The 24,108-nt window shown below is 69.7% G+C and carries 25 protein-coding genes; 5 read left to right on the top strand and 20 right to left on the bottom strand.

What is annotated here, in order from left to right:
- Position 1: 1 nt before the first annotated feature.
- From ABZY89_RS23410 to ABZY89_RS23375, 8 genes are all read right to left on the bottom strand, one after another.
- Positions 2-1,231 (bottom strand): ABC transporter permease, encoded by a 1,230-nt coding sequence (locus ABZY89_RS23410; protein ID WP_355231075.1) that lies wholly within the window; start codon positions 1,229-1,231, stop codon positions 2-4.
- Complete coding sequence (locus ABZY89_RS23405; RefSeq protein ID WP_355231073.1) at positions 1,228-1,941, bottom strand: ABC transporter ATP-binding protein; 714 nt, start codon at positions 1,939-1,941, stop codon at positions 1,228-1,230. The genes ABZY89_RS23410 and ABZY89_RS23405 overlap by 4 nt, the downstream gene beginning before the upstream one ends.
- A complete protein-coding gene (locus ABZY89_RS23400) occupies positions 1,938-3,215 on the bottom strand; it encodes an efflux RND transporter periplasmic adaptor subunit (RefSeq protein ID WP_355231071.1) in 1,278 nt (425 codons plus the stop codon). Before ABZY89_RS23400 ends, ABZY89_RS23405 begins: the two co-directional genes overlap by 4 nt.
- A gap of 99 nt (positions 3,216-3,314) precedes the next feature.
- Positions 3,315-4,094, bottom strand: a complete 780-nt coding sequence (locus ABZY89_RS23395) for a class I SAM-dependent methyltransferase (RefSeq protein ID WP_355231069.1) — start codon at positions 4,092-4,094, stop codon at positions 3,315-3,317.
- Positions 4,095-4,099: 5 nt separating this feature from the next.
- Positions 4,100-4,699, bottom strand: coding sequence for a hypothetical protein (locus ABZY89_RS23390; protein ID WP_355231068.1), 600 nt, complete (start codon positions 4,697-4,699; stop codon positions 4,100-4,102).
- 10 nt (positions 4,700-4,709) lie between these two features.
- On the bottom strand, positions 4,710-5,618 hold the full coding sequence (gene htpX, locus ABZY89_RS23385) for a zinc metalloprotease HtpX (RefSeq protein WP_355231067.1): 909 nt from the start codon (positions 5,616-5,618) through the stop codon (positions 4,710-4,712).
- Positions 5,619-5,624: 6 nt separating this feature from the next.
- On the bottom strand, positions 5,625-5,903 hold the full coding sequence (locus tag ABZY89_RS23380) for a hypothetical protein (RefSeq protein WP_355231065.1): 279 nt from the start codon (positions 5,901-5,903) through the stop codon (positions 5,625-5,627).
- Complete coding sequence (locus ABZY89_RS23375) at positions 5,900-6,682, bottom strand: PspA/IM30 family protein (RefSeq protein WP_355231064.1); 783 nt, start codon at positions 6,680-6,682, stop codon at positions 5,900-5,902. Before ABZY89_RS23375 ends, ABZY89_RS23380 begins: the two co-directional genes overlap by 4 nt.
- Before the next feature lie 185 nt (positions 6,683-6,867).
- Here ABZY89_RS23375 and ABZY89_RS23370 point away from each other — a divergent pair, with 185 nt between their 5' ends.
- Positions 6,868-7,452: a DUF3043 domain-containing protein gene (locus tag ABZY89_RS23370; RefSeq protein ID WP_355017994.1), complete on the top strand. Its 585-nt coding sequence runs from the start codon at positions 6,868-6,870 to the stop codon at positions 7,450-7,452.
- On the opposite strand, the gene ABZY89_RS23365 is transcribed toward ABZY89_RS23370, so the two are convergent.
- On the bottom strand, positions 7,443-7,835 hold the full coding sequence (locus tag ABZY89_RS23365) for a hypothetical protein (protein ID WP_355231062.1): 393 nt from the start codon (positions 7,833-7,835) through the stop codon (positions 7,443-7,445). The two genes, ABZY89_RS23370 and ABZY89_RS23365, sit on opposite strands and share 10 nt — an antisense overlap.
- Positions 7,835-8,179: an STAS domain-containing protein gene (locus tag ABZY89_RS23360; protein WP_355231060.1), complete on the bottom strand. Its 345-nt coding sequence runs from the start codon at positions 8,177-8,179 to the stop codon at positions 7,835-7,837. Before ABZY89_RS23360 ends, ABZY89_RS23365 begins: the two co-directional genes overlap by 1 nt.
- 114 nt (positions 8,180-8,293) lie before the next feature.
- Here ABZY89_RS23360 and ABZY89_RS23355 point away from each other — a divergent pair, with 114 nt between their 5' ends.
- From ABZY89_RS23355 to ABZY89_RS23345, 3 genes are read left to right on the top strand one after another with little or no spacing between them, the layout of a single operon-like run.
- A complete protein-coding gene (locus tag ABZY89_RS23355; protein WP_355231058.1) occupies positions 8,294-9,028 on the top strand; it encodes a response regulator transcription factor in 735 nt (244 codons plus the stop codon).
- Positions 9,025-10,416 carry a HAMP domain-containing sensor histidine kinase gene (locus ABZY89_RS23350; RefSeq protein ID WP_355231056.1) on the top strand — a complete coding sequence of 464 codons (1,392 nt, stop codon included), beginning with the start codon at positions 9,025-9,027 and terminating at the stop codon, positions 10,414-10,416. Before ABZY89_RS23355 ends, ABZY89_RS23350 begins: the two co-directional genes overlap by 4 nt.
- Entirely contained in the window at positions 10,413-11,063 is a 651-nt protein-coding gene (locus ABZY89_RS23345) for a GerMN domain-containing protein (RefSeq protein ID WP_355231055.1), read from the top strand. Before ABZY89_RS23350 ends, ABZY89_RS23345 begins: the two co-directional genes overlap by 4 nt.
- Before the next feature lie 16 nt (positions 11,064-11,079).
- Here ABZY89_RS23345 and dapB read toward each other — a convergent pair whose 3' ends face one another.
- Positions 11,080-11,826: a 4-hydroxy-tetrahydrodipicolinate reductase gene (gene dapB / locus ABZY89_RS23340; RefSeq protein WP_355231053.1), complete on the bottom strand. Its 747-nt coding sequence runs from the start codon at positions 11,824-11,826 to the stop codon at positions 11,080-11,082.
- Positions 11,827-12,005: 179 nt separating this feature from the next.
- Between dapB and ABZY89_RS23335 the strand changes: the two genes are divergently transcribed.
- Positions 12,006-12,473 (top strand): class I SAM-dependent methyltransferase, encoded by a 468-nt coding sequence (locus ABZY89_RS23335; RefSeq protein ID WP_336738557.1) that lies wholly within the window; start codon positions 12,006-12,008, stop codon positions 12,471-12,473.
- Positions 12,474-12,574: 101 nt separating this feature from the next.
- Here ABZY89_RS23335 and ABZY89_RS23330 read toward each other — a convergent pair whose 3' ends face one another.
- The 9 genes from ABZY89_RS23330 to ABZY89_RS23290 all read right to left on the bottom strand — a co-directional run bounded on the left by ABZY89_RS23330 (position 12,575) and on the right by ABZY89_RS23290 (position 23,969).
- Positions 12,575-13,936, bottom strand: coding sequence for a pitrilysin family protein (locus tag ABZY89_RS23330; protein WP_355231051.1), 1,362 nt, complete (start codon positions 13,934-13,936; stop codon positions 12,575-12,577).
- Positions 13,937-13,941: 5 nt separating this feature from the next.
- Positions 13,942-16,203, bottom strand: coding sequence for a polyribonucleotide nucleotidyltransferase (locus tag ABZY89_RS23325; protein WP_355231049.1), 2,262 nt, complete (start codon positions 16,201-16,203; stop codon positions 13,942-13,944).
- 266 nt (positions 16,204-16,469) lie between these two features.
- Positions 16,470-17,654 (bottom strand): molybdopterin-dependent oxidoreductase, encoded by a 1,185-nt coding sequence (locus tag ABZY89_RS23320; protein WP_355231047.1) that lies wholly within the window; start codon positions 17,652-17,654, stop codon positions 16,470-16,472.
- 23 nt (positions 17,655-17,677) lie between these two features.
- Positions 17,678-19,765 (bottom strand): MMPL family transporter, encoded by a 2,088-nt coding sequence (locus ABZY89_RS23315; protein ID WP_355231045.1) that lies wholly within the window; start codon positions 19,763-19,765, stop codon positions 17,678-17,680.
- A 128-nt stretch (positions 19,766-19,893) separates the two neighbouring features.
- Positions 19,894-20,169, bottom strand: a complete 276-nt coding sequence (rpsO, locus tag ABZY89_RS23310) for a 30S ribosomal protein S15 (protein WP_008363208.1) — start codon at positions 20,167-20,169, stop codon at positions 19,894-19,896.
- A gap of 307 nt (positions 20,170-20,476) precedes the next feature.
- On the bottom strand, positions 20,477-21,649 hold the full coding sequence (locus ABZY89_RS23305; RefSeq protein ID WP_355231043.1) for a hypothetical protein: 1,173 nt from the start codon (positions 21,647-21,649) through the stop codon (positions 20,477-20,479).
- Complete coding sequence (locus tag ABZY89_RS23300; protein WP_045548854.1) at positions 21,646-21,972, bottom strand: PadR family transcriptional regulator; 327 nt, start codon at positions 21,970-21,972, stop codon at positions 21,646-21,648. The genes ABZY89_RS23305 and ABZY89_RS23300 overlap by 4 nt, the downstream gene beginning before the upstream one ends.
- A 104-nt stretch (positions 21,973-22,076) precedes the next feature.
- Positions 22,077-22,973, bottom strand: coding sequence for a hypothetical protein (locus tag ABZY89_RS23295; protein WP_355231042.1), 897 nt, complete (start codon positions 22,971-22,973; stop codon positions 22,077-22,079).
- A 48-nt stretch (positions 22,974-23,021) separates the two neighbouring features.
- On the bottom strand, positions 23,022-23,969 hold the full coding sequence (locus ABZY89_RS23290) for a bifunctional riboflavin kinase/FAD synthetase (RefSeq protein WP_355018007.1): 948 nt from the start codon (positions 23,967-23,969) through the stop codon (positions 23,022-23,024).
- Positions 23,970-24,108: the final 139 nt, after the last annotated feature.

Here is a 24,108-nt window from a genome sequence, read left to right as displayed (position 1 = left end):
GTCACTCGCTGCGGAGCGCGTCGATCGGGGTCAGGCGAGCGGCCCGGCTGGCGGGGTAGACCCCGAAGCCGACGCCGAGCGCCAAGGAGGTGACCAGCGCGGCGGCAGTGGCCAGGAGGGACAGGGAGACGGGCTGGTCGATCAGGCCGGGAAGGCCCCAGGCGCCGACGGCGGCGATCACGATGCCGACGACACCACCGGCCAGGCCGAGCAGGGATGCCTCGGCCAGGAACTGCCGCCGGATCACCGACGGGGTCGCGCCGAGCGCCTTGCGCAGACCGATCTCCCGGACCCGCTCGGTGACGGAGACGAGCATGATGTTCATGACGCCGATGCCGCCCACGAGCAGCGAGATCGCCGCGATGCCGCCGAGCAGCACCGTCAGGGTCTTGTTGGTGGCGTTGGCGGTCTCGACCAGCGAGTCCTGCGAGGAGATCGAGAAGTCGGCCTCGTCGGCGCTCACGCCGTGCAGGTTGAGCAGCAGCGCGTTGATCTCCTGATAGGCCGCCGGCAGAGCCTCGTTGGAGACCGCCTCGACGTAGACCGTCGAGACCGAGCTGCTGGTCGAGCCGGTGAGCGACTTCGCGGTGCCCATCGGGGTGACCGCGGTGTCGTCCTCGGTGGAGCCCGACGAGCTCGACCCGGTCGACTCCAGCACCCCGATCACGGTCAGCGCGGTGCCGCCGACCGAGACCGTCTCCCCGACGGGGCTGGCCGGACCGGTGAAGAGCTCGGCGGCGGTGTCCGCGCCGAGCACGACGACCTTCGCACCCGAGGCGACCTCCTCGGAGGTGAAGAACCGGCCGGTGGCGACGACGCGCTTGCGCACCTGCGGCCACGTGGTCGTGGCACCGACCAGCGAGGTCGTCCAGTTGGTCGAGGCGGTGTCGAGCTGTGCGTTCGAGGTGGTCACCGGGGCGACCGCCTTCACGTCCGGCGCGGCCGCGTCGTCATCGAGCGCCTCGGCGTCGGAGAGGGTCAGCGTGGAGGCCGACCCGAAGCCGCCGCGTACGCCCGAGGAGTCGGTGGAGGAGCCCGGTGAGACGATCAGCAGGTTGCTCCCCAGCGCGCTGATCTGGCTCTTGACCTGGTCCTGCGCACCCTGGCCGAGGCCGACGGTGAGGATCACCGAGGCGATGCCGATGACGATGCCGAGCATGGTCAGCAGCGACCGCAGTCGGTGCGAGCGGACCGCGTCCCAGGCGGTTGCAAGCGTCTCCGCCCAGCTCATCGGATCGCCTCCGAAGCGAGCACCGGCTCGTCAGCCGTGATCAGGCCGTCGCGGATGGTCAGCCTGCGGCCGGCGCGCGCGGCGACGTCGTGCTCGTGGGTGATCAGCACGATGGTCCGCCCGCTCGCGTGCAGCTCGTCGAGCAGCGCGAGCACGGCCTCGGTCGATCCGGAGTCGAGGTTCCCGGTCGGCTCGTCGGCCAGGATGATGTCCGGCTCGGTGACCAGCGCCCGGGCCACCGCGACCCGCTGCTGCTGACCGCCGGAGAGCTCACCAGGACGGTTCTCGAGCCGGTCTCCGAGCCCGACCCGCTCCAGGGCCCGGGCAGCGCGCTCGCGCCGCTGAGACCTGGGCACACCGGCGTACATCAGCGGGAGCTCGACGTTGCGCCAGGCCGGCAGGCTCGGCAGCAGGTTGAACTGCTGGAAGACAAAGCCGATCCGCCGGTTGCGTACGTGGGCGAGTGATGCCTCCGACATTGTCGAGACGTCCTCCCCGCCGAGGTGGTAGCTGCCCTCGGTCGGCACGTCGAGGCAGCCGAGGATGTTCATCAGGGTCGACTTGCCGGAGCCGGAGGGTCCGATCACGGCGACGTACTCCCCCGCGTCGATCTCCATGTCGACTCCGCGCAGCGCCTCGAACTCGATCGAGCCGGAGCGGTACGTCTTCCGCACGCCGTCCACGGAGACGACCGGGGCGCTCGCGCTCACCGACCGCCACCCATCTGGCCGGGCATCCCGCCACCGGGGAACTGACCGCCGCCGGGCATCTCCCCCATCTGCCCGTCACCGCCGAACCCACCGAAGCCGCCCTCCGGGCCGCCTTCCTGGCTCCCGGACCTCGAGCCGCCGGGACGGGTGAATGCCTCGATCTCGACAGTGTCGCCCTCGGCGAGCCCGTCGGTGATCTCGGTCGTGGCGCCGTAGACCTCGCCGATCGTCACCTTCGTCTTGACCGTCTTGCCGTCGACGACCTTCTGGACGTACGCCTGGTCGCCGTCGGTCGTGATCGCGGCGCTGGTCACGGTGAGCACGTCCTCGCGCTGCTTCACGGTGATCTCGGCCGTGGCCGAGGTGCCCGGGTAGAGGTCGTCGCGCTCGCCGGTGACCGTGATGCTCACCGGGAAGACCGCGGCGCCCGAGGAGCTCGTCTCGGCGACCTTGCCGACCGTCGCGACGGTGCCGAAGACCTCCTCGTCGACCCCGTTGACGGTGACAGTCGCCTGCAGACCCTTCTTCAGGGAGTCCGCATCGTCCGCGCTGACCGTCGCCTCGACGACGTGGTCTCCCGCCGAGACGATCGAGACGGTGCCAGTGCTCGTCGAGTCCGTGGAGCTGCCAGAGCTCGCGCCGCCCGAGTCCTCGCCCATCGGCGAGTCAGATCCACCGGATCCGCCGGAGGACGAGCCCGAGGAGCCGGACGATGAGCCCACGACGTCGCCGACGGCGAGGTCGAAGGCGGTCACGGTGCCGCCGATCGTGGCGCGCAGCACGGCATCGTCAACGGCCTGGCGGGCGGAGTCGAGGTCGGCCTCGGCGGCCGCGACGGCGGCCTCGTCCGAAGCGATCTGTACGTCGGAGGCCCCCGCGGACTCGTCGGTGTCGAGCTGCTCCTGGGCGGCGGTGCGGGCCGACTCGGCGGCGGTTCGGGTGGCGACCAGGGTGGTGTCGTCCACCCGGGCCAGCGGGTCGCCCTTCTTCACGGTGTCGCCCTCGGCGGCGTAGATCTTCGTCACCGTGCCGGAGACCTCGAACGACAGCTCGGCGGTCTCGGCCGCCTCCACGGTGCCGCTGGCCGACACGGTCTCCTTCACGGTCCCGGACGTCGCCTGGACCTGCATCGCCTGCGCCTGGGCGGTGTCCTCGCGGGTGAGCGCCCACGCGCCCGCTCCACCACCGACCACCGCTGCCGCCACCCCGGCGGCGAGCAGGATCCGGGCTGTACGCCCCAGCCTCCGCCACCGCTCCGTGAGTCTCTTGCGCACCACACTGCCTCTCTCCTACGCCCCGGCGGCGCCGGCGGGCTGACGAGAGGACTGTCGTGTGCGTGGCTATGCGGGAGGTCGGCTCCGGCTGTGTGGAGCCTATGAATCAGGCGCGTCGACGGCCCGGTGGGCGGTGTGGACCATCAGGTCCGCGCGCACCTCCACCTGCTCGGGAAGGACCGCGGCCAGGTCGGCGAAGAGCGCGGACCGGTCGGCGGCCGAGAGGATCCGGATCGCGGAGATGGTGTCGAGGTGGCGCACGTAGTCCGCACGAGCGAGGGTGAACCGGCGCGGCACCTCCCGCTGGCGTACGTCACACAGCCGGTCGTCGGCCAGCATCTCGTCCCCGGGGAACAGCATCGGCGCGTCAGCCGCAGACGGCGGCGGCAGGTGGCGGCCCTCCGGGGCGTACGCCGCGATCATCTCGTCCTCGATGGCCGCGACCTCGTCGTCGGCCAGCACGAACGGGCCGCCGAAGAAGGCCACCGCTCCCCCGTCGCGGACCAGGGCGGTGGCGAGGTCCCACCGCGTCGCCGGCGCCGTCCAGTGCCAGGCGGCGGCAGCGTAGAGCAGGTCGAAGGGCTCGTACGCCGCCGGGTCGAGCTCCTCCAGAGCAGCGTGCACGGTGGTCACCGGCAAGCCCGCGCACTCGCGCCGGAGCACGGCGAGCATGTCGGCGTCGGGGTCGGTGGCGACCACCTCGATCCCGGCGGCCGCGAACGTCCGCGTCGCCTTCCCGGTGCCGGCGCCGATCTCGATCGCCCGTCGCACCGGACGGTCGGCGACCTCGCTCACCAGCGCGACCAGGTCGTCGGGGTAGCCGGGACGGAAACGCTCGTAGTCCTCCGCGACCGCTCCGAAGCTCCGTGCACGTTCCATAGGTCTCAGAGCCCGGGGGCGCCCCAGACGGCGAGCCAGCGGGAGAGGTCCTTCTCGACCGGTAGATCGCCCTCGATCGCGCTGCGGACGTTGATCTCGAGCAGGTTGTCGCGCTGTTGCGGGCCGGTCGGGACGAAGGGGTAGAAGGTGCCCTGCTTGTAGAGGTAGATCAGGCCGACGCTGCGCCCGTCGGCGCCCGCGCTGTTGTCGTGAAAGGCGATCAGCGAGCACAGCAGCCCCGGGCCGAAGCCGTTCATCTCCAAGGTGGTGTTGACCGCGTGGAGGTCGGTGACCAGGCCGGTGATGTCGGGGTTGTCCGGATCCAGCGGCTCGTGGTCGACGCTGAGCCAGGTGAAGCCGAACTCGTCGACGCTGGTGGTCACCGTCGGCGCGCCCTCGGAGGCGCCGAGCAGCTCCACGATGTCGTTCTGCGTGCCGGCGAACCCGGCCCCGGCCGCGGCCCGGTAGCAGACCGCTCCGTCGCCGGTCGGGACCAGCCCGAGCGAGGTCTGCATGGTGAGTGCGGCGGTCGGCACCGCGAACAGTGCGTCGAGGTTGGCCTGCTTCGGTCGCGTACGACCCGTGATGACGTCCCAGAAGCCCACGTCGCCGACCCTACTGCGTCGGGCGGCCGAGCTCGGCCTCGATCCTGGCGAGCTGCTCCAGGCGTTGCTCCAGCGAGGGGTGCGTCGAGGTGAGCGTACGCAGCGACTGGCCGCTGATCGCCGGGGCGATGAAGAACGCGTTCATCGCCTGCGACGACCGCAGGTCGCGGCTCGGGATCGCGGAGATCTCACCGGTGATCTTCTGCAGCGCGCTGGCCAGCGCGCCCGGCTTCATGGTCAGCTGCGCGCCGGCCCGGTCGGCGGCCAGCTCGCGGTAGCGCGACAGCATCCGCAGCAGCAGCCAGGAGACGGCGTAGACGGCCAGCGAGACCAGCAGCACCACCAGCCACACCGGGAGACCGTTGTTGTTGTCGCGGCGGCCGCCACCTGCGTACGCACCGTACTGGGAGCCGCGGCTCAGCATCCCGGCCACGATGCCGGCCGAGGAGGCGACCGTCATCACCAGCACGTCGCGGTGGGCGACATGGGAGAGCTCGTGGGCGAGCACGCCCTCCAGCTCCTCGGCGGTCAGGCGCTGCATGATGCCGGTGGTCACCACGACCGCGGACCGCTTCGGCGAGCGGCCGGTGGCGAAGGCGTTGGGCATGTCGGTGTGCGCGATCCCGACCCGCGGCTTCGGCATGTCGGCCAGGGTGCACAGCCGGTCGATCATCGCGTGCAGCTCGGGCGCCTCCTGGGGCGACACCTCGCGCGCGCCCATGGCGCGCATGGCGAGGGTGTCGGAGGCGTACCACTGCCACCAGGCGATGCCGAGCCCGACGATGCCGATGATCGGCGCCCACTGCGCGGGCATGACGAACATCAGCGCCACGATGAGCCCGACGAACAGCGCGCCGAGCAGGAACATCACCGTGGTCATCCGGACGGTCAGCCCGGCATCACCCTGGAAGCGTGACATTGCTGGTCAGCCGGGGATGAGGCCCTCGTCGCCGAGCATCTCGGAGACCTCGGCGAGCGTGGAGCCGGGTCCGGGAAGGATCAGGTCGGAGGAGTCGATCGCGTCGACCGGGTGGGCGGTGCCCATCGAACGTACGCCATCGAGCAGGGCCGCCAGGGCGGCGTCGAAGACGGCCTCGTCGGTGCCCTTGCATGCGGCCTCGACCGCGGCATCCAGCTCGTTGAGCTTGTCGACGGCGGCATCGTCGAGGTCGTACTGCCCCTCGCCCAGGATGCGTACGATCACTGCTCGGCCTTCTTCTCGGTCGACTCCACGTCGATGACCGGCGCGTTGGCGTCGGCACCGGGCAGCGCCTGCGTCTGCTGCGGGGCGTTGAGGCCCTTGAGCGCGGCGAGCTCGGCCTCGACGTCGCTGGTCGAGCTGAGCGCGTCGAGCTGGCGGGTGATGTCGTCGGAGGGACCGGCGGTGAGGTCGTCGAGGGCACCGGAGGCGAGCAGCTCGTCGACGGCGCCGGCGCGAGCCTGCATCTCCAGGGTCTTGTCCTCGGCACGCTGCATGGCCATGCCGACGTCGCCCATCTCCTCGCCGATGCCGGAGATCGCCTCGTTGATCCGGGTCTGCGCCTCGGCGGCGGTGTAGGTCGCCTTGATGGTCTCCTTCTTGGTGCGGAAGGACTCCACCTTGGCCTGCAGGCGCTGCTGGGCGAGGGTGAGCTTCTCCTCCTCGCCCTGGAGGGTCGCGAGCTGGGTGTTGAGGTCGTTCATCTGCTGGGTGAGACCGCTCTTGCGCGTGAGGGCCTCGCGGGCAAGATCCTCACGGTTCATCTCGATGGCCTTCTGGGCCTGCTGGGTGAGCTTGTCGGACTGCTGCTTGAGCCCGTTGATCTGCAGCTCGACGCGCTTGCGGCTGGTCGCGACGTCCGCGACACCGCGGCGCACCTGCTGCAGCATCTGAAGCTGCTTCTGGTAGCTGTAGTCGAGCACCTCCCGTGGGTCCTCGGCCTTGTCGAGCGCCTTGTTTGCCTTCGCCTTGAAGACCAGGCTCAGCCGCTTCATCACACTCATCGGTTCCCTTTACGCCTCTCATATGCGGCCGACCGCCGGCCGCCCCGCGTCGTCGCTTGCCGCTGGACTCTCGTCGTCCTAGGACAAGTGTTGCCTCTCACCTTAGGCCGGGTCCACAAAACTCGCTGTCAGGGTCCTTCGGGATATCCTGTATGTGTCCCAGCCAACAGTAAGAGGTCACCCCGTTGTTCGGTCGCAAGTCCCCCGCCCCGCAGGTCGTCGAGCCCGAGAACCCGGTCAAGGAGACCGGTAAGGGTCGTCCGACTCCTTCGCGCAAGGAAGCGGAGGCGGCCCGCAAGGCGCGCCTCAAGCAGCCGCGCTCCCGCAAGGAGATCAACGCTGCCAACCGTGCCCAGCGCTCCGAGCAGGGCGACAAGATGCGCCAGGCGATGAAGACCGGCGACGAGCGCTACCTTCCGCTGCGCGACAAGGGCCCGGTCAAGCGCTTCATCCGCGACTGGATCGACGCCCGGTTCACCTTCGCCGAGATCGTGCTCCCGGTGCTGATCATCGCGCTCGTGGTGCCCTACATCAGCCTCGAGCTGGCGATGTACTCCCAGCTCTTCACCCTCGTCGTGATGGCCACCGTGATCATCAACCTGATCGCGCTGCGCTTCCTGCTCCGCAAAGAGCTCAAGCGCCGCTTCCCCGACAACGACCTCAAGGGCACCACCTACTACGCGATCATGCGCTCGATCCAGATCCGCCCCCTGCGCCTGCCGAAGCCGCAGGTCAAGATCGGCACGCAGCTCCCCGACGACTACCGCTGAGTCTCGGACCCGGGAGGGTCCTCGACCTCGCAGATCAGGCTGGCGCCGCCCATGCGGTTCTGGAAGCTCCATGCGCTGGTCAGATCGGTGAGCTTGTCGGCGATGAAGGCCTCCGGTGCCGCCGCGGGCATCGAGGTGAGCGTCCAGACCGTGGAGAGCTCGACACGGGTCGGCGTACGCCATGCCAGCTTGACCAAGATCTCGCCGGGCAGGTTCGAGATGGCCACATGGACGCCGAAGGCGGCGAGCACCTCGAGCCGGTTGGCGGCGCGGTCGCCGACGACCCGTGAGTCGGTCCACGCCCGTACCTGGCTCATCGCCTGATCCGGCGTCAGCAGACCGGTCGCATCCTCGCGGTCCGTCTCGTCGACGTGGTTGCTCATCAATTGACCTTTCGGGTGGGGGCTGGTGCGGCCGGAGCCGTCCGGATGTCCCAGATGGTGTCGAGGCCCGCTCGTCGGAGCCGTCCGGCGAGCGCCGGATCCGCGTTGCGGAGGCGAAGGGGTACACCCCGCGTCCCGCAGCGACGCTTGGCCCACAGCAGCGCCGCGACGGTCGTCGAGGAGAACCCGGTCAGACCTGCCAGGTCGACCACGACCGCCTCGGGACCGCCCGCGAGCATCTCGGCCAGCCGCCAGCGCAGGTTGTGGATCGCCCGCAGGCAGGTGGCGTCGGAGAACGGGACGACGACGGTCTCGTCGATCGGGTAGAAGTCCCCTTCGCTCATGCCGTCCACACTGCCGACGCTGTATGGAGGGCCCTTCGCAGTTTCGTGTCAGTTTCGTGTCACTTGCGGCGGGTAGGCCCCATGGGTCGGCCTCCTGACCGCTCGGATGAGACGATGCGAGACGTGCAAGAGGCAGCCAAGCGAGTGCTCATCCTGGAGGACGACTACGGGCTGCGTACCTCTCTCCGGCTCTTCCTCGAGCAGGAGGGATACGTGGTCGGTGAGGCCGACGATGCCGAGATCGCCCTCGATCTGGACGCCGTCGAGCCGTTCGACGTGATGCTCGTCGACCTGATGCTCGGCGGCATCGACGGATTCACCTTCATCCGCAGCGTTCGCCCGCGGACGACCGCTCCGATCATCGTGATCAGCGCCCGCGACGGGTCCAAGGACGTGGTCACGGCGCTCGAGGCAGGAGCGGACGACTACGTACGCAAACCGTTCGACGTGGCCGAGGTCAGGGCCCGGATCAAGGCCGCGCTGCGGCGCCCGGACTACCCGCTCGTGTCGTCCTCGAGTGGCTACACGCCGGTCGGGGGCATCGTGCTCGACTCGACCGACGGACCGCTGGTCTTCGACCCGGCCGCCGCCACCCTGCGCCGCGGCGCCGAGGACCTGCACCTGACCAGCACGGAGTTCAAGCTCCTGCTCGCGCTGACAGCCAGCCCCGGCCGGGTGATGACCCGCGAGAACCTGGTCAGCCAGATGTGGCCCGAGGGCCACCACGGCGACGTCCGGGTCGTCGACGTGCACGTCAGCCGGTTGCGCAACAAGGTGGACAGCGACCCCGCGGCCGGTGGCGTCATATCGACGGTCCGTGGGCTGGGCTACCGGCTGGATCCGCGATGATCCGGTGGCCGGCCAGGCGCGGGCTGCGCGCCAACGTCGTGGCGGCGTTCGCTGCCGGCGCCCTGCTGATCAGCCTGATCCTCGCCTTCAGCACCTACTTCTCCGCGCGGCACTACCTGATCGTCCAGCGCGAGCGGAATGCACTGCAGCAGGCCTACATCGACGCTGCCCTGGTCAAGGAGCGGCTGCGTACGAACGGCGTGAACGTCGCCGAGGTCCTCTCCGAGATCGCCCCGCCGAGGCGCACCACGGTGTTCGTCCACCAGGACGGCCAGTGGTACTCCTCCGATCTCACCACGCGGGTCCACGACGCCACCAGCAACGTCGCGACCAGCGTCGAGGCCGGAGAGGTCGCGTTGACCTGGACCGATACCGGCGACCGGCCCAACATCGTGGTCGGCGTCCCGCTCGCTGGGGTCGACGCCGACTACTACGAGGTCACCCACGCCAAGGAGCTCAGCGAGACCCTCGACACGATGGGTTACTCGCTCGCGATCTCAGCGGCCCTCACGACCCTCGCCGGCGGAATCCTGGGGTGGTACGCGGCCCGGCGGGTGCTGCGGCCGCTGCGGCAGGTCGCGCTGGCCGCCGCCCGGATCTCCGCCGGAGAGCTCGACACCCGGGTCGAGGCGACCGACGACCCCGACCTGGCCACCCTCACCGGGTCGTTCAACACGATGGTCGACACCGTCGTCGAGCGCCTCGACCACGACGCCCGCTTCGCGGCCGACGTCAGCCACGAGCTTCGTACGCCGGTGGCCACCCTCACCACCAGTCTCGGTGTCCTGCAGGGCGACAGCACGCTCTCGCCGAGCTCGGCGACCGCCGTCGGGCTGATGGCCGGCGAGCTGGACCGGTTCCGCGGTGCACTCGAGGACCTGATCACCCTGGGACGACTCGACGCGGGCGTGCGCGAGTCGGAGTGGGAGGTGCTGAGCGTCGCGGACCTGGTCGCCGCGACCCTCGCCGACGCCGAGATCGGCGACAGGGCCACCGTCGACGTACCCGCGGACCTCGCGATCTATGCCGACCGGCTCCAGGTGCACCGGGCACTGGCCAACCTGGTGCGCAACGCGGAGACCCACGGCGGCGGCCTGACCGAGGTGCGCGCGATCGCACGCCGTGGTTACGCCGAGATCCATGTCACCGACTCCGGTCCCGGCGTCCCCGCCGCCGAACGAGAACGCATCTTCGACAGGTTCGCCCGGATGGGCGCCCGCGGCGCGACCACCGGGAGCGGGCTGGGGCTGAGCATCGTCGAGCAGACCGCGCAGCTCCACGACGGCTCGGTCTGGTGTCGCGAGGCCGACTCCGGCGGCGCCGACTTCGTGCTCTCCTTCCCGCTGGCGCCCACGGCGAGGACCACCTCGGCTCGAGAGGCGACATGAGGGCGCTGCGTACGTCCTGGGCGGCGGGCGCCGCCGGCCTGCTCCTGCTCGCGGTGGCGTCGTGCGGAGTTCCCGACGACGACGAGGTACGCACCGTCGACCCTTCGGAAGTGCCGTACCACCTGCTCGAGGACGTGGAGGAGGTCCCCTCGGGCGCAGCGAGCGGTCTCGCCGGTCCCAGGCTCTACTGGGTCGACGCCGAGGACCGGCTCGTCGGCCGGCCCGCGGCGAGCTTCTGCGCGAAGACCCTGAGGGGGGTCGCCAAGGACATCCTCGACCAGCTCGGCGACGGGCCCTCGGCGCGCGATCTGGGCTCCGGCCTCGGCACGGCCCTGCCGCCGGACAGATGGCTGAAGCTCGTGGCGATCACCCACCGCACCGCCCACCTCCGCGTCTCCATCGACGACACGATCGCCACCAACCGGGTCGTGCTCGCGACGGCGCAGACGGTGCTGTCGCTGACCTCGATCCCCGGCGTGGACCAGGTGGAGATGGAGTACGACGCCGGGCCGCTGCAGGTACCGCGGTCCTCCGGTGAGCTCGCCGACGGACCGCTGCGGCACGACGACTACCGCAGCCTGCTCGCCGACCCCGACGAGCAGCCCAAGGACGAGTCGCTCGAACCCGGCGACCTCTGCCCGGGCTGACCTGACCCCCGCCGGTTCAGGCGAGACCGAGGACTTCCTCCAGGCCGATCGTGAGCCCCGGCCGCGAGCCGATGCCGCGGATCGCGGCGAGTACGCCGTGGGCGAAGGAGGCGTGCGAGAGCGAGTCGTGACGGATCGTCAGGAGCTCGCCGACACCGCCGAGGATGACCTCCTGGTGGGCAACCGATCCGGACATCCGCAGGGAGTGGACCGGGATGCCGTCCACAGCGGCCCCACGGGCCCCGTCGAGGGCCGAGGTGGTCGCGTCGGGCGCCGGGTCCACCCCGGCCTCGCGGCGCGCCGCAGCGACGAGCTCGGCGGTCCTGCGTGCCGTGCCCGAAGGAGCGTCGGCCTTCCGCTCGTGGTGGGTCTCGACGATCTCCACCGACGGGAAGTGGGCGGCGGCGAGCTCGGCGAACCGCATCATCAGCACCGCGCCGACCGAGAAGTTGGGCACCACCATCGCGCCGACCCCCGGGTTCTTCGCCAGCCAGGACTCGAGCTGCTCGACCCGGTCGGGCCCGAAGCCCGAGGTGCCGATCACCGTGTGCACCCCGTGGGACAGGCAGAACTCCGCGTTGCCCATCACCGCCTCGAGCGTGGTGACGTCGACGGCCACCTCGGCACCGGCGTCGGTGATCGCCGAGAGCTCGTCGTCGCGACCGATCCTGGCGACGAGCTCCAGGTCATCGGCGGACTCGACGGCCTCGCAGACCGCCGAACCGAGCTTTCCACGTGCACCAAGAACAGCCACCTTAGTCATGAGGCCACACCTTATAGATCACGCTCCAGCAACGATCGACCACCATCCGGTGAACAAATTGCGAGGCTTGTTCAGAGCTTGTCGAAGGGGCTGTGCGCGGAACGGTACGAGGATCTGGCAGTCTTGGACCCATGGTGGTGCAGACGATCCCTGCTCGGATCCGTTGGGCCGTTGATTTCATGGACATTCAACCGAACGATCATGTCCTTGAGATCGGCTGTGGCCCGGGGGCTGGTGCCGAGCTGATCTGTAGCCGGCTGGAGACCGGAAAGCTGTTTGCGATCGACCGCTCGGAGTCGGGTGTCGATCGTACGAAGCGACGCTGCGCGAAGTACCTGGAGGCAGGACGCCTCACGGTCCGCCAGATCGACCTCGCGACACTGCGGGTGCCGGTCAAGCGGCTGACGAAGGTATTCGCGTTCAACGTCAACCTGTTCTGGGTGCGTGACGCATCCGCCGAGATAGCGCTGCTCCACGAGCGCGTGCTCCCCGGCGGCACGGTCAACCTCTTCTACGAGGCCACCCAGCGCGAGCAGGTCCCCGAGATCATCGAGAAGTCGAGCAAGGCCCTGGCCGACGCCGGGTTCCGCGTCTCCATCGTCGACTCCAAGGTTCCCGCCGCCGTCGGGATCATCGGCAAGCGCTGACCCCAAGCCCGCCGAGACGTCACTTTCTGACGCCGAATGGTCCATTCGGCGTCAGAAGTCGACGTCTCGGGCTCAAGAATCGACGTCTCGGCGGGCTTGGGTCAGGCGGGGCCCACCACGGCCAAGATCTCGGGGCGGGACAGGATCTCGGCGGCCACCTCACGGCACTCCTCCAGAGTGACCGCGTCGATCCGCGCCAGCACCTCGTCGATCGAGTAGAGCTCGCGGTGGACCAGCTCGGCGCGGCCGATGCGGGACATCCGCGATGCAGAGTCCTCCAAGCCCAGCACGAGGCCGCCACGCAGCTGGCCCTTGCCGAGCTCGAGCTCCTCGGCGGTGATGCCGTCGCGGGCGACGGCGGCCAGCTCGGAGCGTACGACCTCGAGGACCTCGTCGAGCTTGGCCGGCAGACAGCCGACCTGGACCCCGAAGAGACCCGTCTCGGCGTGGCTGTAGGCGTAGGAGAAGACCGAGTAGGCCAGGCCCCGGTGCTCGCGGACCTCCTGGAAGAGCCGTGAGGAGGTGGCGCCGCCGACGGCGGTGTTGACCACCTCGAAGGCGAAGCGGCGGTCGTCGCCGCGCTGCAGCCCCTCACGGGCCAGGATGACGTTGACCTGCTCCAGCGGCCGCTGGGCGCTGATCTCGCCGGGAGCGACCTCGAGCGGCGACCCCTCACGCGGAGGCACCGGCGCGGCCGATCCCCGCAGGAAGCCCGAGCCGGAGAACGCCTTCTCCACCATCGCCACGACCTCGTCGTGGTCGACGTTGCCAGCGACCGAGACGACCATCCTGGGCGCCACGTAGTGGGCCCGGTAGAAGTCGTTGATCTCCTCGCGGGTCAGCGCGGCGATCGAGGCCTCCGTGCCGGCGATGCCCCGCCCGAGCGGTGTCTCGACACCCCACGCCTGCGCGGAGACGAGGTTGTGGATCACGTCGTCGGGGTCGTCGTCGTGCATCGCGATCTCGTCGAGGATCACGTCACGCTCGGCCTCCACGTCCTCCCCCGTGATCAGCGAGGAGGTCAGCATGTCGCCCACGACGTCGATCGCCAGCGGGAGGTCGACGTCGAGCACCCGTGCGTGGAAGCACGTGTACTCCTTGGCGGTGTAGGCATTGAACTCCCCGCCGACGCGGTCCAACGAGGAGGAGATCTCCAAGGCCGTACGCGACGGGGTGCCCTTGAACAGCAGGTGCTCGAGGAAGTGGGAGCAGCCGTGCTGACGCGCGGTCTCGTCGCGGGACCCGACGCCGATGAAGACGCCGATGGCGGCCGAGCGGACCCCGGCCATCTGCTCGGTCACGATCCGCAGGCCCGAGGGATGGACCGTGCGGCGTACCAGCGACGTCACCGCGCCGTTGACCTCGGTCTGCTCGAGCGTGACGGTGGTGCCGGGCTCCTGGTTATAGCCGGAGGACCGGCCGACACCTGCGTGTCGACCGGTCCCCCGGGTGGTGCGTGACACCAAGGTCACTCCTCGTCTGCGGCCTCGGTGGCGGTCTCCGCAGGAGTCTCCTCGGAAGAAGCCTCCTCCTCGAGCACCGGGGCCAGCGAGAGCTTGCCGCGGTCGTCGATCTCGGCGATCTCGACCTGGATCTTCTGGCCGACCTCGACGACGTCCTCCACCGACTCGACCCGCTTGCCGCCGTTGAGGGCGCGCAGCTTGGTGATGTGGAGCAGGCCGTCCTTGCCCGGGAGCAGGGCGACGAACGCGCCGAAGTTGGTCGTCTTCACGACCGTGCCGAGGTAGCGCTCGCCGACCTCGGGCATGGTCGGGTTGGCGATCGCGTTGACCGCCGCACGGGCGGCCTCGGCAGCACCGCCGTCGGTCGCGCCGATGAGCACCGTGCCGTCGTCCTCGATGGAGATCTGGGCGCCGGTGTCGTCCTGGATCTGGTTGATGACCTTGCCCTTGGGCCCGATCAGCTCGCCGATCTTGTCGACGGGGACCTTCACGGTGATGATCCGCGGAGCGGTCGGAGCCATCTCCTCGACACCGCCGATGGCCTCGTGCATGACGTCCAGGATGGTCGTACGCGCGTCCTTGGCCTGGTTGAGGGCCTGGGCGAGGACCTCGGCCGGGATGCCGTCGAGCTTGGTGTCGAGCTGCAGCGCGGTCACGAACTCCGCGGTGCCGGCGACCTTGAAGTCCATGTCGCCGAAGGCGTCCTCGGCACCGAGGATGTCGGTCAGCGCGACGTACTTCGTCTCACCGTCGATCTCACCGGAGATCAGGCCCATCGCGATGCCGGCGACCGGAGCCTTCAGCGGGACACCGGCGTTGAGCAGCGACATCGTCGAGGCGCAGACCGAGCCCATCGAGGTGGAGCCGTTGGAGCCCATCGCCTCGGAGAGCTGGCGGATCGCGTAGGGGAACTCCTCGCGGCTCGGGAGCACCGGCAGGAGCGCGCGACGAGCGAGCGCACCGTGTCCGACCTCGCGACGCTTGGGCGAGCCCACGCGACCGGTCTCACCGGTGGAGAACGGCGGGAAGATGTACTTGTGCATGTAGCGACGGTGCTTCTCCGGGGAGAGCGTGTCGAGCTGCTGCTCCATCTTGAGCATGTCGAGGGTGGTGACGCCCAGGATCTGGGTCTCGCCGCGCTCGAAGAGCGCCGAGCCGTGGACCCGCGGGATCACGCCGACCTCGGAGTGCAGCGGACGGATGTCGGCGAGGCCACGACCGTCGATGCGGACCTTGTCACGCAGGACCTGGGTGCGGATGGCCTTCTTGGTGATGGCCTTGTACGCCGCACCGATCTCGCCCTCGCGACCCTCGAACTGGGCGCCGATCTTCTCGAGCAGGGCGAGCTTGATCCGATCGCCCTCCTCCTCGCGCTCCAGCTTGGTCAGGACGCGCTCGCGCGAGCCCTTGACGCTGTAGAGGTCGGTGACGTCGGCGCCGACGGTGGCCTCGACGGCCTCGTAGACGTCGTCCTGGAAGTCCAGGAAGACCGGGTAGTCCTGCACCGGCTTGGCGGCCTGCTTGGCCAGCTCGGCCTGAGCCTCGACCAGTTGCTTGATGAACGGCTTGGCGGCGTCCAGACCACCGGCGACGATCGGCTCGGTCGGCGCCTGGGCACCGGACTGGACCAGGTCCCAGGTCTGCTCGGTGGACTCGGCCTCGACCATCATGATGGCGACGTCACCGGTGTCGGTGACGCGGCCGGCGACGACCATGTCGAAGACGGCGTTCTCGAGCTGGCTGTGGGTCGGGAAGGCGACCCACTGGCCCTCGATCAGGGCGACGCGCACGCCGCCGACCGGGCCGGAGAACGGCAGGCCGGAGAGCTGGGTCGACATCGACGCGGCGTTGATCGCGAGCACGTCGTAGGGCTGGTCGGGGTCGAGCGCCATGACGGTGATGACGACCTGGACCTCGTTGCGCAGACCCTTCTTGAAGGTCGGGCGCAGCGGGCGGTCGATCAGGCGGCAGGTGAGGATCGCGTCCTCGCCCGGGCGACCCTCGGAACGGAAGAAGGAGCCGGGGATCTTGCCCGCGGCGTACATCCGCTCCTCGACGTCGATGGTGAGCGGGAAGAAGTCGAAGTGGTCCTTCGGCTGCTTGGAGGCGGTGGTCGCCGAGAGAAGCATCGTCTCGTCGTCGAGGTAGGCGGTCACGGAACCCGCGGCCTGCCGGGCGAGCAGCCCGGTCTCGAACTTGACGGTGCGGGTGCCGAACTTGCCGTTGTCGATGGTCGTCTCGACGGCAGTGATGACTGGTTCAGTCAAGGATTCGTCCTTGTCTAGGTCTCGGAGCGCCCCCGCGCCGGGCGTGTGCACTCGTTGTGCACGGGGCCGGTCTTCGATCGAGACCCTCAGGTCCGCGACGGACCTGGGAATCACTACCGAGGACCGAGCCGGACGGGCGGGCCGCTCCTGGTGATGTGTTCCATTTTTCGAGTGCCCGCGCGGCTGGCGCTAGCACTCATCGCTCAGCCTATCCGTCCCCTGCCCGAAATGCGGAACGGAGGCACGTGCGTGCCTCCGCGACGACATCACACGACGGTGACGGGGTGACGTACGACGGCATCGAAGAGGTAGCCGCCGGGATTGTGGGCGGCGACGTCGGGCTGGCTGCGGCCGGCCCGGTCGGTGGCCCGGACGAGGATCTCGTACGCCCCCGGCTCGGGGTTGCGCCAGGTGTGGTCCCACTGCGCCCAGCCGAGGCCGTGGCCGCCGGTCGGGCGGCCCGGCGCGTGCGGAACCGCCCGCGCCCAGGTCTCTCCCCCGTCGGTGCTGATCTCGACGCGAGCGATCGGCGCGGCGCCCGACCACGAGCGGCCGCTCAGCACGATGCGGTCGCCGGCCGGGATCTCGGCGTTCCACTCGAGCTCGAGGGCGGAGCGGACCGGGTTGACGGTGAGCGGGCCGCCGACGTTGTACCACTTCGTGTCCCACGGCGAGGTCAGCACGCTCGTGGACACCTCCAGCGAGCCGAGCCACTTGATGCTCGCGATGCCGATCCAGCCGGGCAGCAGCAGCCGTAGCGGGAAGCCGTGATCGGGCAGCAGGTCCTCACCGTTGGCGCCCCAGACGAGCAGGGCGTCGTCGAAGGCCTTCTCGACCGGGAACGGGCGCCGCACCCGGCCGTAGTCGACCCCCTTGTCCACGTAGCCGGCGTCGAGCCCGCTCGCCTGCACCGAGACCGCGTCCTGACGGATGCCGGCAGCGGTCAGGACGTCCGCCAGGCGTACGCCCTTCCAGCGGACCGCACCCACTGCGCCGAGCGTCCACTTGGTGCCACTGACCTCCTGGCCCTGCTGGGTGGTGAAGAAGCTGCGGCCGTTGCCGGTGCACTCGTGCACCGAGGTCGTCTCGACGTGCCGGAAGGACTTGAGATCGTCGAGGGTGAGCCGGACGCCGGCGGGGTCGCGCAGCCCGTCACCGAAGATCTCCAGCTCGTACGTCTCCGGGTCGATCTGCGGGGTCGCGGTGTGGTTGCGCACGAAGAGGTCGGCCTGCGGGGTCAGGTAGCGGCGCGGGTCGACCGAGTCCCAGCGGGTCTCGGCGTTGGTGCCGTAGTCGATGAACCGCTCGACGGGCAGCGGCTTGAGGATCGCCGGAGCACCCGCGGCGGCGCCGGCCGTCACCGAGTCAGTGACCTGGGTGGTGCCCACCGCTGCCGCTCCGAGCGCCGCAGTGGTGAGGAAGGTGCGTCGGTTCAGACCTGGGGACGTCATGCCGGGATATTAACATGACCCACTTACTCTTGTTTAAGTTTCGCCAGTCTGCTCGGCCACCAGATCCGATCGCCGGCATCGAGGTTGATGGCGGTGACCAGGATCGACCGGACGATCATCGTGTCGAGCATGACCCCCAGCGCGACGGTCACCCCGATCTCGGCCAGGAAGACCATCGGCAGCGAGCCGAGCACCAGGAACGTCGCGGCGAGCACGACGCCCGCCGAGGTGATCACGCCACCGGTCGAGGTCAGGCCGACGAGCGACCCTGCCCGGGTGCCGAGGACCTCCGCCTCCTCACGCACCCTGGTCATCAGGAAGATGTTGTAGTCGATGCCCAGCGCGACCAGGAACACGAAGGCGAACAGCGGGAACCCCGGGTCCGTGCCGGCGAAGCCGAAGACGAACTCGAAGATCAGCACCGAGATGCCGAGTGCCGCCCCGAACGACAGGATCACCGTGCCGAGCAGGATCAACGGGGCGAGCACCGCCCGTAGGAGCACCATCAGCACCAGCAGCACGACCAGCAGGACGATCGGGATGATCACCAGATTGTCGCGCTGACTGGCATCGAGGGTGTCGAGCATCATCGCCGAGGTCCCGGTGACCAGCGCGCCCGAGCCGTCCACGTCCTGCACCGCCGAGCGCGCGGTGGCCACGATGTCGTACGCCTCGGGCGAGGTCACGTCCGCGTCCACCACCGCCGCGATCGCGACGACGCCGTCCTGCGGCGGGCCGAGCGGGAAGCTCACCATCTGCCCCGCCGGGGTCTCGGTGGGCACCAGCCCGTCGACGCCGTCGAGCGCCTGCTGCACCTGCTCCTGCGCTGCGGCGTCGGCGACCACGAGGATCTGGTTGGACTGGTCTGCCATCTCGTGGTCGACCAGCACCTGCTGGCCGGTGATCGAGTCGAACTCCTTGGTGTAGGTCTCGTCCGATGCCAGTCCGTTGGCGTCGAGCCGGAACAGGCCGAGACAGGCGAGGAGCAGGAGGCCGGTCGTCACCATCCAGACCCTGCGCGGCCGGACCGACACCATCCGGCCGACTCTGGCCCACAGTCCGGTGTCGGTCGGGTCCTCCGACCCGAACGCCGGACGCTTCGGCCAGAAGACCCAGCGGCCGCAGATGACCAGCAGGGCAGGCAGCAGGGTGACCATCACCAGATAGGTCACGCCGATCCCGACGGCCACGACCGGCCCCATCCCGGAGGTCGAGTTCATCTCCGCGAAGGTCAGGCAGAGCATGGCCAGAGCGACCGTCACCGCGCTGGCGAGGATCGCCGGCGCGGCACGGTGCAGGGCATGCGCCATCGCATCGTGACGGTCCTCGAAGTTGCGCAGCTCCTCGCGGTAGCGGGAGACCAGCAGCAGGGCGTAGTCGGTGCCGGCACCGATCGCCAGGATGCTCAAGATGGCCTGGCTCTGGCCGTTGACGGTCAGCCCCGCCTCCTTCGCCAAGAAGTAGACCAGGCCCATCGTCACGCCCAGGCCGACCACCACCGAGACGATCGGGAAGAGCCAGAGCACCGGGCTGCGATAGACGAACAGCAAGATGACCACGACCACCGCGAGCGCGGCCAGCAGGAGCGTCGTGTCGATGCCGCCGAACGCCTCCGCCGCGTCGGCCGCAGAGCCACCCTGGCCGGTGACGTGCAGCCGTACGCCGTCGTGGTCGGCGATCCCGCGGACCTCGTCGACGAGGTCGGGCATCTTGTTCCAGCCGTCGGAGCCGAGATCGAAGGTCACGGTGAGCTGGGCGACCTCGCCGTCCTCGGACAACCGCGGCGGCTCGATCTCGCCCTCGACCCCGTCGAGACCGCCGAGCTCGGCGATGTCACCCGAGGCGACCGCAGCGAGGTCGGCTCCGGTGGTGGTGGTCGAGGTGTAGACGAGCGTGGTGGGGATCGCGTTGGGGTTCTGGAAGGGGCTCATCTTGTCGAACCCGCGGGTCGACTCCGCCGACTCCGGCAGCCACGAGCTGGCCTCGTTGTTCTGCACCTCGGTCAGCTTCCCGGCGAACCCGCCGAGCGCGACCACGGCAAGCAGCCAGAACACCACCACGACGTACTTGGTCTTCGGCCCGGTCAGTTTGCCCGCAATCTGTCGATGCACGGTCTCCACACTGCGCCTGATTCAGCCGAGAACGGGTAGGAATGCCCACTCGGGCCCAACCTTCCCTAAAACAGGCGAACGGGCCGCCCCCGATGTGGGGGCGGCCCGTTGCTGCGAAGATCAGGAGATCAACGACGAAGGCCGAGCTTCTCGATGATCGAGCGGTAGCGCTCGATGTCCTTCTTCTGAAGGTAGTTGAGAAGGCGGCGGCGCTGGCCGACGAGCAGCAGCAGACCACGACGGCTGTGGTGGTCGTGCTTGTGCTCCTTGAGGTGGTCGGTCAGGTGGGAGATGCGGTGCGACAGCAGCGCGATCTGCACCTCCGGCGAGCCGGTGTCACCCTCGGTCGTGGCGTACTCGGCGATGATCTTCTTCTTGGTCTCCGCGTCAGTTCCAACTGCCATGCGAAGGCTCCCTTCCGGCCCGTAGGCCTACTCGTTGCGCGGCGCGCCCGGGCCTGTTCACCGGGGCACTCTTGGTCCGCGGCCGATTTCACGGCTTGAGCCGCCGACCCCCATGGGTCGACAACCCGAGAAGATTAACAGCGAGCCGGCGTACGCCCCGAATCGCCGCCGGATCACGCTACGAGCACGAGACGCGCCACCAGTCGGCGCAACCTCCACCAGAACTTCATCGCTTCATCACCCTTGCCCTCGTCTCTCCGCCACATGGAACGACGCTGCGGAACCGAGATCGGTTGCATGGGTCGGGTCATGGCTTGTCAGCGGTACCCGGAGACACGCTCGGGGATGCGCTCGGCGACGCACTCGGCGAGGTCGTGATCCCGGGAAGGGAGGCCTTCGGTACGGTCGCCAGCGGCGGCTCCTGGATCGCCGGTGCGTCCTCGTTCCCCTCAGCGAACGCGTTCGGGTCGAGCGCGGTGTCCGGCTGGACCCGGCTGGGCAGCGGGAAGACATTGTAGAGCTGTGCCGCACCGTTGGACCACGGGTAGAGGATCCGCGGCTGCAGCGGCTCACCGGTCATCTCGTCGGTGCACACGACCTCGGCCATGTCGAGCTCGTCGCCGGTGACCGGTGGGAGCGGGGCCGCGGATGTCGAGGTGCAGTCGGGCTGGGTGACGACATCGATCGGCTTGCCCTCCTGGTCGAAGAGCTGGACACCGGTCAGCGGCTTGCCCGAGGCGTCGTACGGGTAGATGTTGCTGACCCACTTCCCGTTGGAGTAGATCCCGGCCTGCTCGTCCATCGGCGCGGCGTACCCGCCGCCGGCGCCGGCCTCGTTGAAGCCGTCGCTCCAGCCACGGTCGTAGGCGGTGCTGCCGCCACCCCCGCTCGCCCAGGTCATGAAGAGCACGAATGCGGCGAACGTGTTCAGGCCCAGGAGCACGACCCGTGCGGCGGTCCCCCGCTCACCTCCGGGCCAGATGCGACCGGCGCCGATGAACATGCTGACCGCCACCGCGACGATGAGGAGCAGCACGGCCGGGGCGCTCGACATGCTCCACCCGAACATCGCCGAGACCAGCCAGGCCGCGGCCCAGGCACGCACGATCCACCACAACGGCCGCAGCCAGGCGACCACAGGCCCCAGGTCCGTACGCAGCAGCTCACCGCCCTTGGCGACCGCCGCGTCGAAGCGGTCGTGGCCGGCGTCCAGGAACCCGTCGACCCGCTCCGCGAACCCCCGAGGCGGCTTCACGCCTACCGGGATGCCCGCGGCGGCCCGCAGCTCCTTGGCGTACTCGACCGGGTCGCCGAGCGCGTCGGGACCGCGCTCCTCGACCAGCTCGGTGAAGTCGGCCTCGAGCCCGTCGGTGATGTCGCTGAGCACCTCCGGGTCGAGGTCGTCGAGCTCGCGGCGTACGCGAGCCAGGAAGAGCCGCACCTCCGGCGCGACGTTCGGCTCGGCATCTGTGGTCGTCATGCGCTTGCCCCTCGGAGGATCTCGGTGACGGTGGTGGAGAAGTGGGACCAGTCCTCGCTCTGCTGCTTGAGCTGGCCTTGCCCGGCAGGTGTGATGCCGTAGTACTTGCGGTGCGGACCGGACTCCGACGGGACGACGTAGGAGGTCAGGGCGCCGGCGGCGTACAGCCGCCGCAGGGTGCCGTAGACCGACGCGTCGCCGACGTCCGTGAGCCCGCTGTCGCGGAGCTTGCGGACGATGTCATAGCCGTACGCGTCCTCGCCGTCGACGACGGCCAGGACGGTCAGGTCGAGCACCCCTTTGAGCAGCTGGGTGGTATCCATGCTTGGCACACTACTACGCAGTGCGCACTACTTGCCAGAACATTGCACCGCGCGCCGCCGAAGAAGACAGCGGCGTCGAGGAGCGGGCCCAGGATTCGGGTCGGCTAGGACCGGCCGCGTACGTCGCGGACGAAGTCCTTCCAGGCGGCCGTGTCGCCGGCCGGCCCGGAGGCCCGGGTGGGGCCGGTGAAGGTGCGCACCTGGACTGGCTGAACGGGCCGCCCCGACGGCGACGCGGGCGCGAGGCGGGTCTGGGCGGTCGGCACCGCGACGCTGGCGCGCAGCTGCTGGCCGTAGCCACCCGGCGCTCCCCCAGGGCCACCGGGGCCGCCAGGGCCACCGGGACCCGCGACACCACCGGGACCACCAGGGCCGCCGGACCCGCCGGAGATGAGCGAGGACATCGGCGTGTACTCCTCCACCTCATCGCTCTTGCCCGGCACCGCGAGCCAGATCAGGGCGATCAGGAACCCGGTCGCCCACCCGTAGGTCAGTCCGTACGCAGCACCCGACTCGAGCGCTTCGCCGAGCGTGGCCACGAACGACGCCGAGCTGCCGGCGAGGTAGGAGTAGAGGCTCCCGGCGACCTGTCCGGCGGCGGTGGCGACGATCGCGGCGAACCAACAGCCGAGGAACACCGGCCAGAACGCCCGCGGCCAGATGCCGATGGTGCCGAGCCAGGTCAGCAGCCAGGTGAGCACGAAGACGGTGCCGGTGAGGACGGCGGAGTTCACCAGGTCGTCGCCGGAGAAGAGGCCGCTGAAGGAGCCGTCGCCGAAGTAGGTGAGCCGGTCGCCGAGCAGCGCGGCCACCCAGCCGGCCGAGTCGGTGCCGTTCTCCTCCATCCAGGTCGAGAACGGCGCGGAGCCGGAGAGGAACTGCAGGACCCAGAGGCCACCGGTGACCAGGACCGCGTTGAGGAAGGCCGGGATGCCGCCGCGGGGGCGCTCGGCCTCGACCTCGGTCTCGTAGGCGGACGTTGGGGTTGGGTGGGGATCCATAGCCAACAATTCAACCGCACCTGGACCCTGCTGAACAGGCCGCGGGGTCTACGGCTCGGTAAGACCCTGCTGAAGGATGGGTCGCGCCCGCACCACGTCGGCGCGCATTTGCTCGACGAGTGCGTCGATCCCCTCGAAGGCGACCATGCCGCGCAGCCGCTCCACGAAGGCGACCTCGACCTCGACGCCGTAGAGCTCCAGGTCGTCGCGGTCGAGCACGTAGGACTCGACCCGGCGCCCGACTACGCCCTCGAAGGTGGGGTTCGTGCCGACCGAGATGGCGGCCGGGAACCGCTCGCCGGTGTCGCGCCTCGTCAGCCAGCCCGCGTAGATGCCGTCGGGCGGCACCGCGGTCAGCGAGTCGGTGGGCACGTTGGCCGTCGGGAAGCCGAGCTCACGGCCACGCTGGTCGCCCTTCACGACGACGCCGCGCACCGAGTAGGGACGGCCCAGCGCCTCGGCGGCGCCCGAGACGTCACCGGTCGCCAGACACGTACGGATATAGGTCGAGGACCACACCTGCGGCCCACCGTCGAGCGGGATCCCCTCGGCGGAGAAGTCGTGGATCTTGCCGTAGGCGACCAGGTCGGCCACGTCGCCGGCGGCCTTGCAGCCGTAGCGGAAGTTGGCGCCGACCACGCACGCCTCGGCGTGCAGCGCGTCGACGAGCACGCGCTGGGCGAAGTCGTCGGGTGACCAGTTGGCCATCTCCATGTCGAACGGCAGCGCGAGCACTGCATCGGCACCGGCCGCGAGCAGGAGCTCGGCGCGCTCCTCCATCCTGGTGAGCACACCGGGGGCGTGCTCGGGCCGCAGCACCGCCATCGGGTGCGGGTCGAAGGTGACCGCCACCAAGGTGAGCTCCTTGGCGTCCGCCACCTCTCGCCCCCGGCGCAGCACATGCTGGTGCCCGAGATGGACGCCGTCGAAGTTGCCGACCACGACACAGGTGCGGCCGAGGTCGGCGGGCACCTCGCTCAGACTTCTCCAGAACACGCCGCCAGAATATCCACCCTCGCTCCCCTTCTCGGGATCCGGGCCACCTGGCAAGCGTTCCACCACGCCGAGGCGTCGCCCCCGCAGGCCGAGACGTCACTCCGGTCGGTCGAGTTGGCACGGCTATGCCTACTCGACC

Origin of the sequence: Nocardioides sp. NPDC006303, from assembly GCF_040613175.1 — a bacterium.
Classification (GTDB): domain Bacteria; phylum Actinomycetota; class Actinomycetes; order Propionibacteriales; family Nocardioidaceae; genus Nocardioides.
The sequence above is the reverse complement of the archived record's forward strand: the minus strand, read 5'-3'. Positions and strand labels throughout refer to the sequence as shown.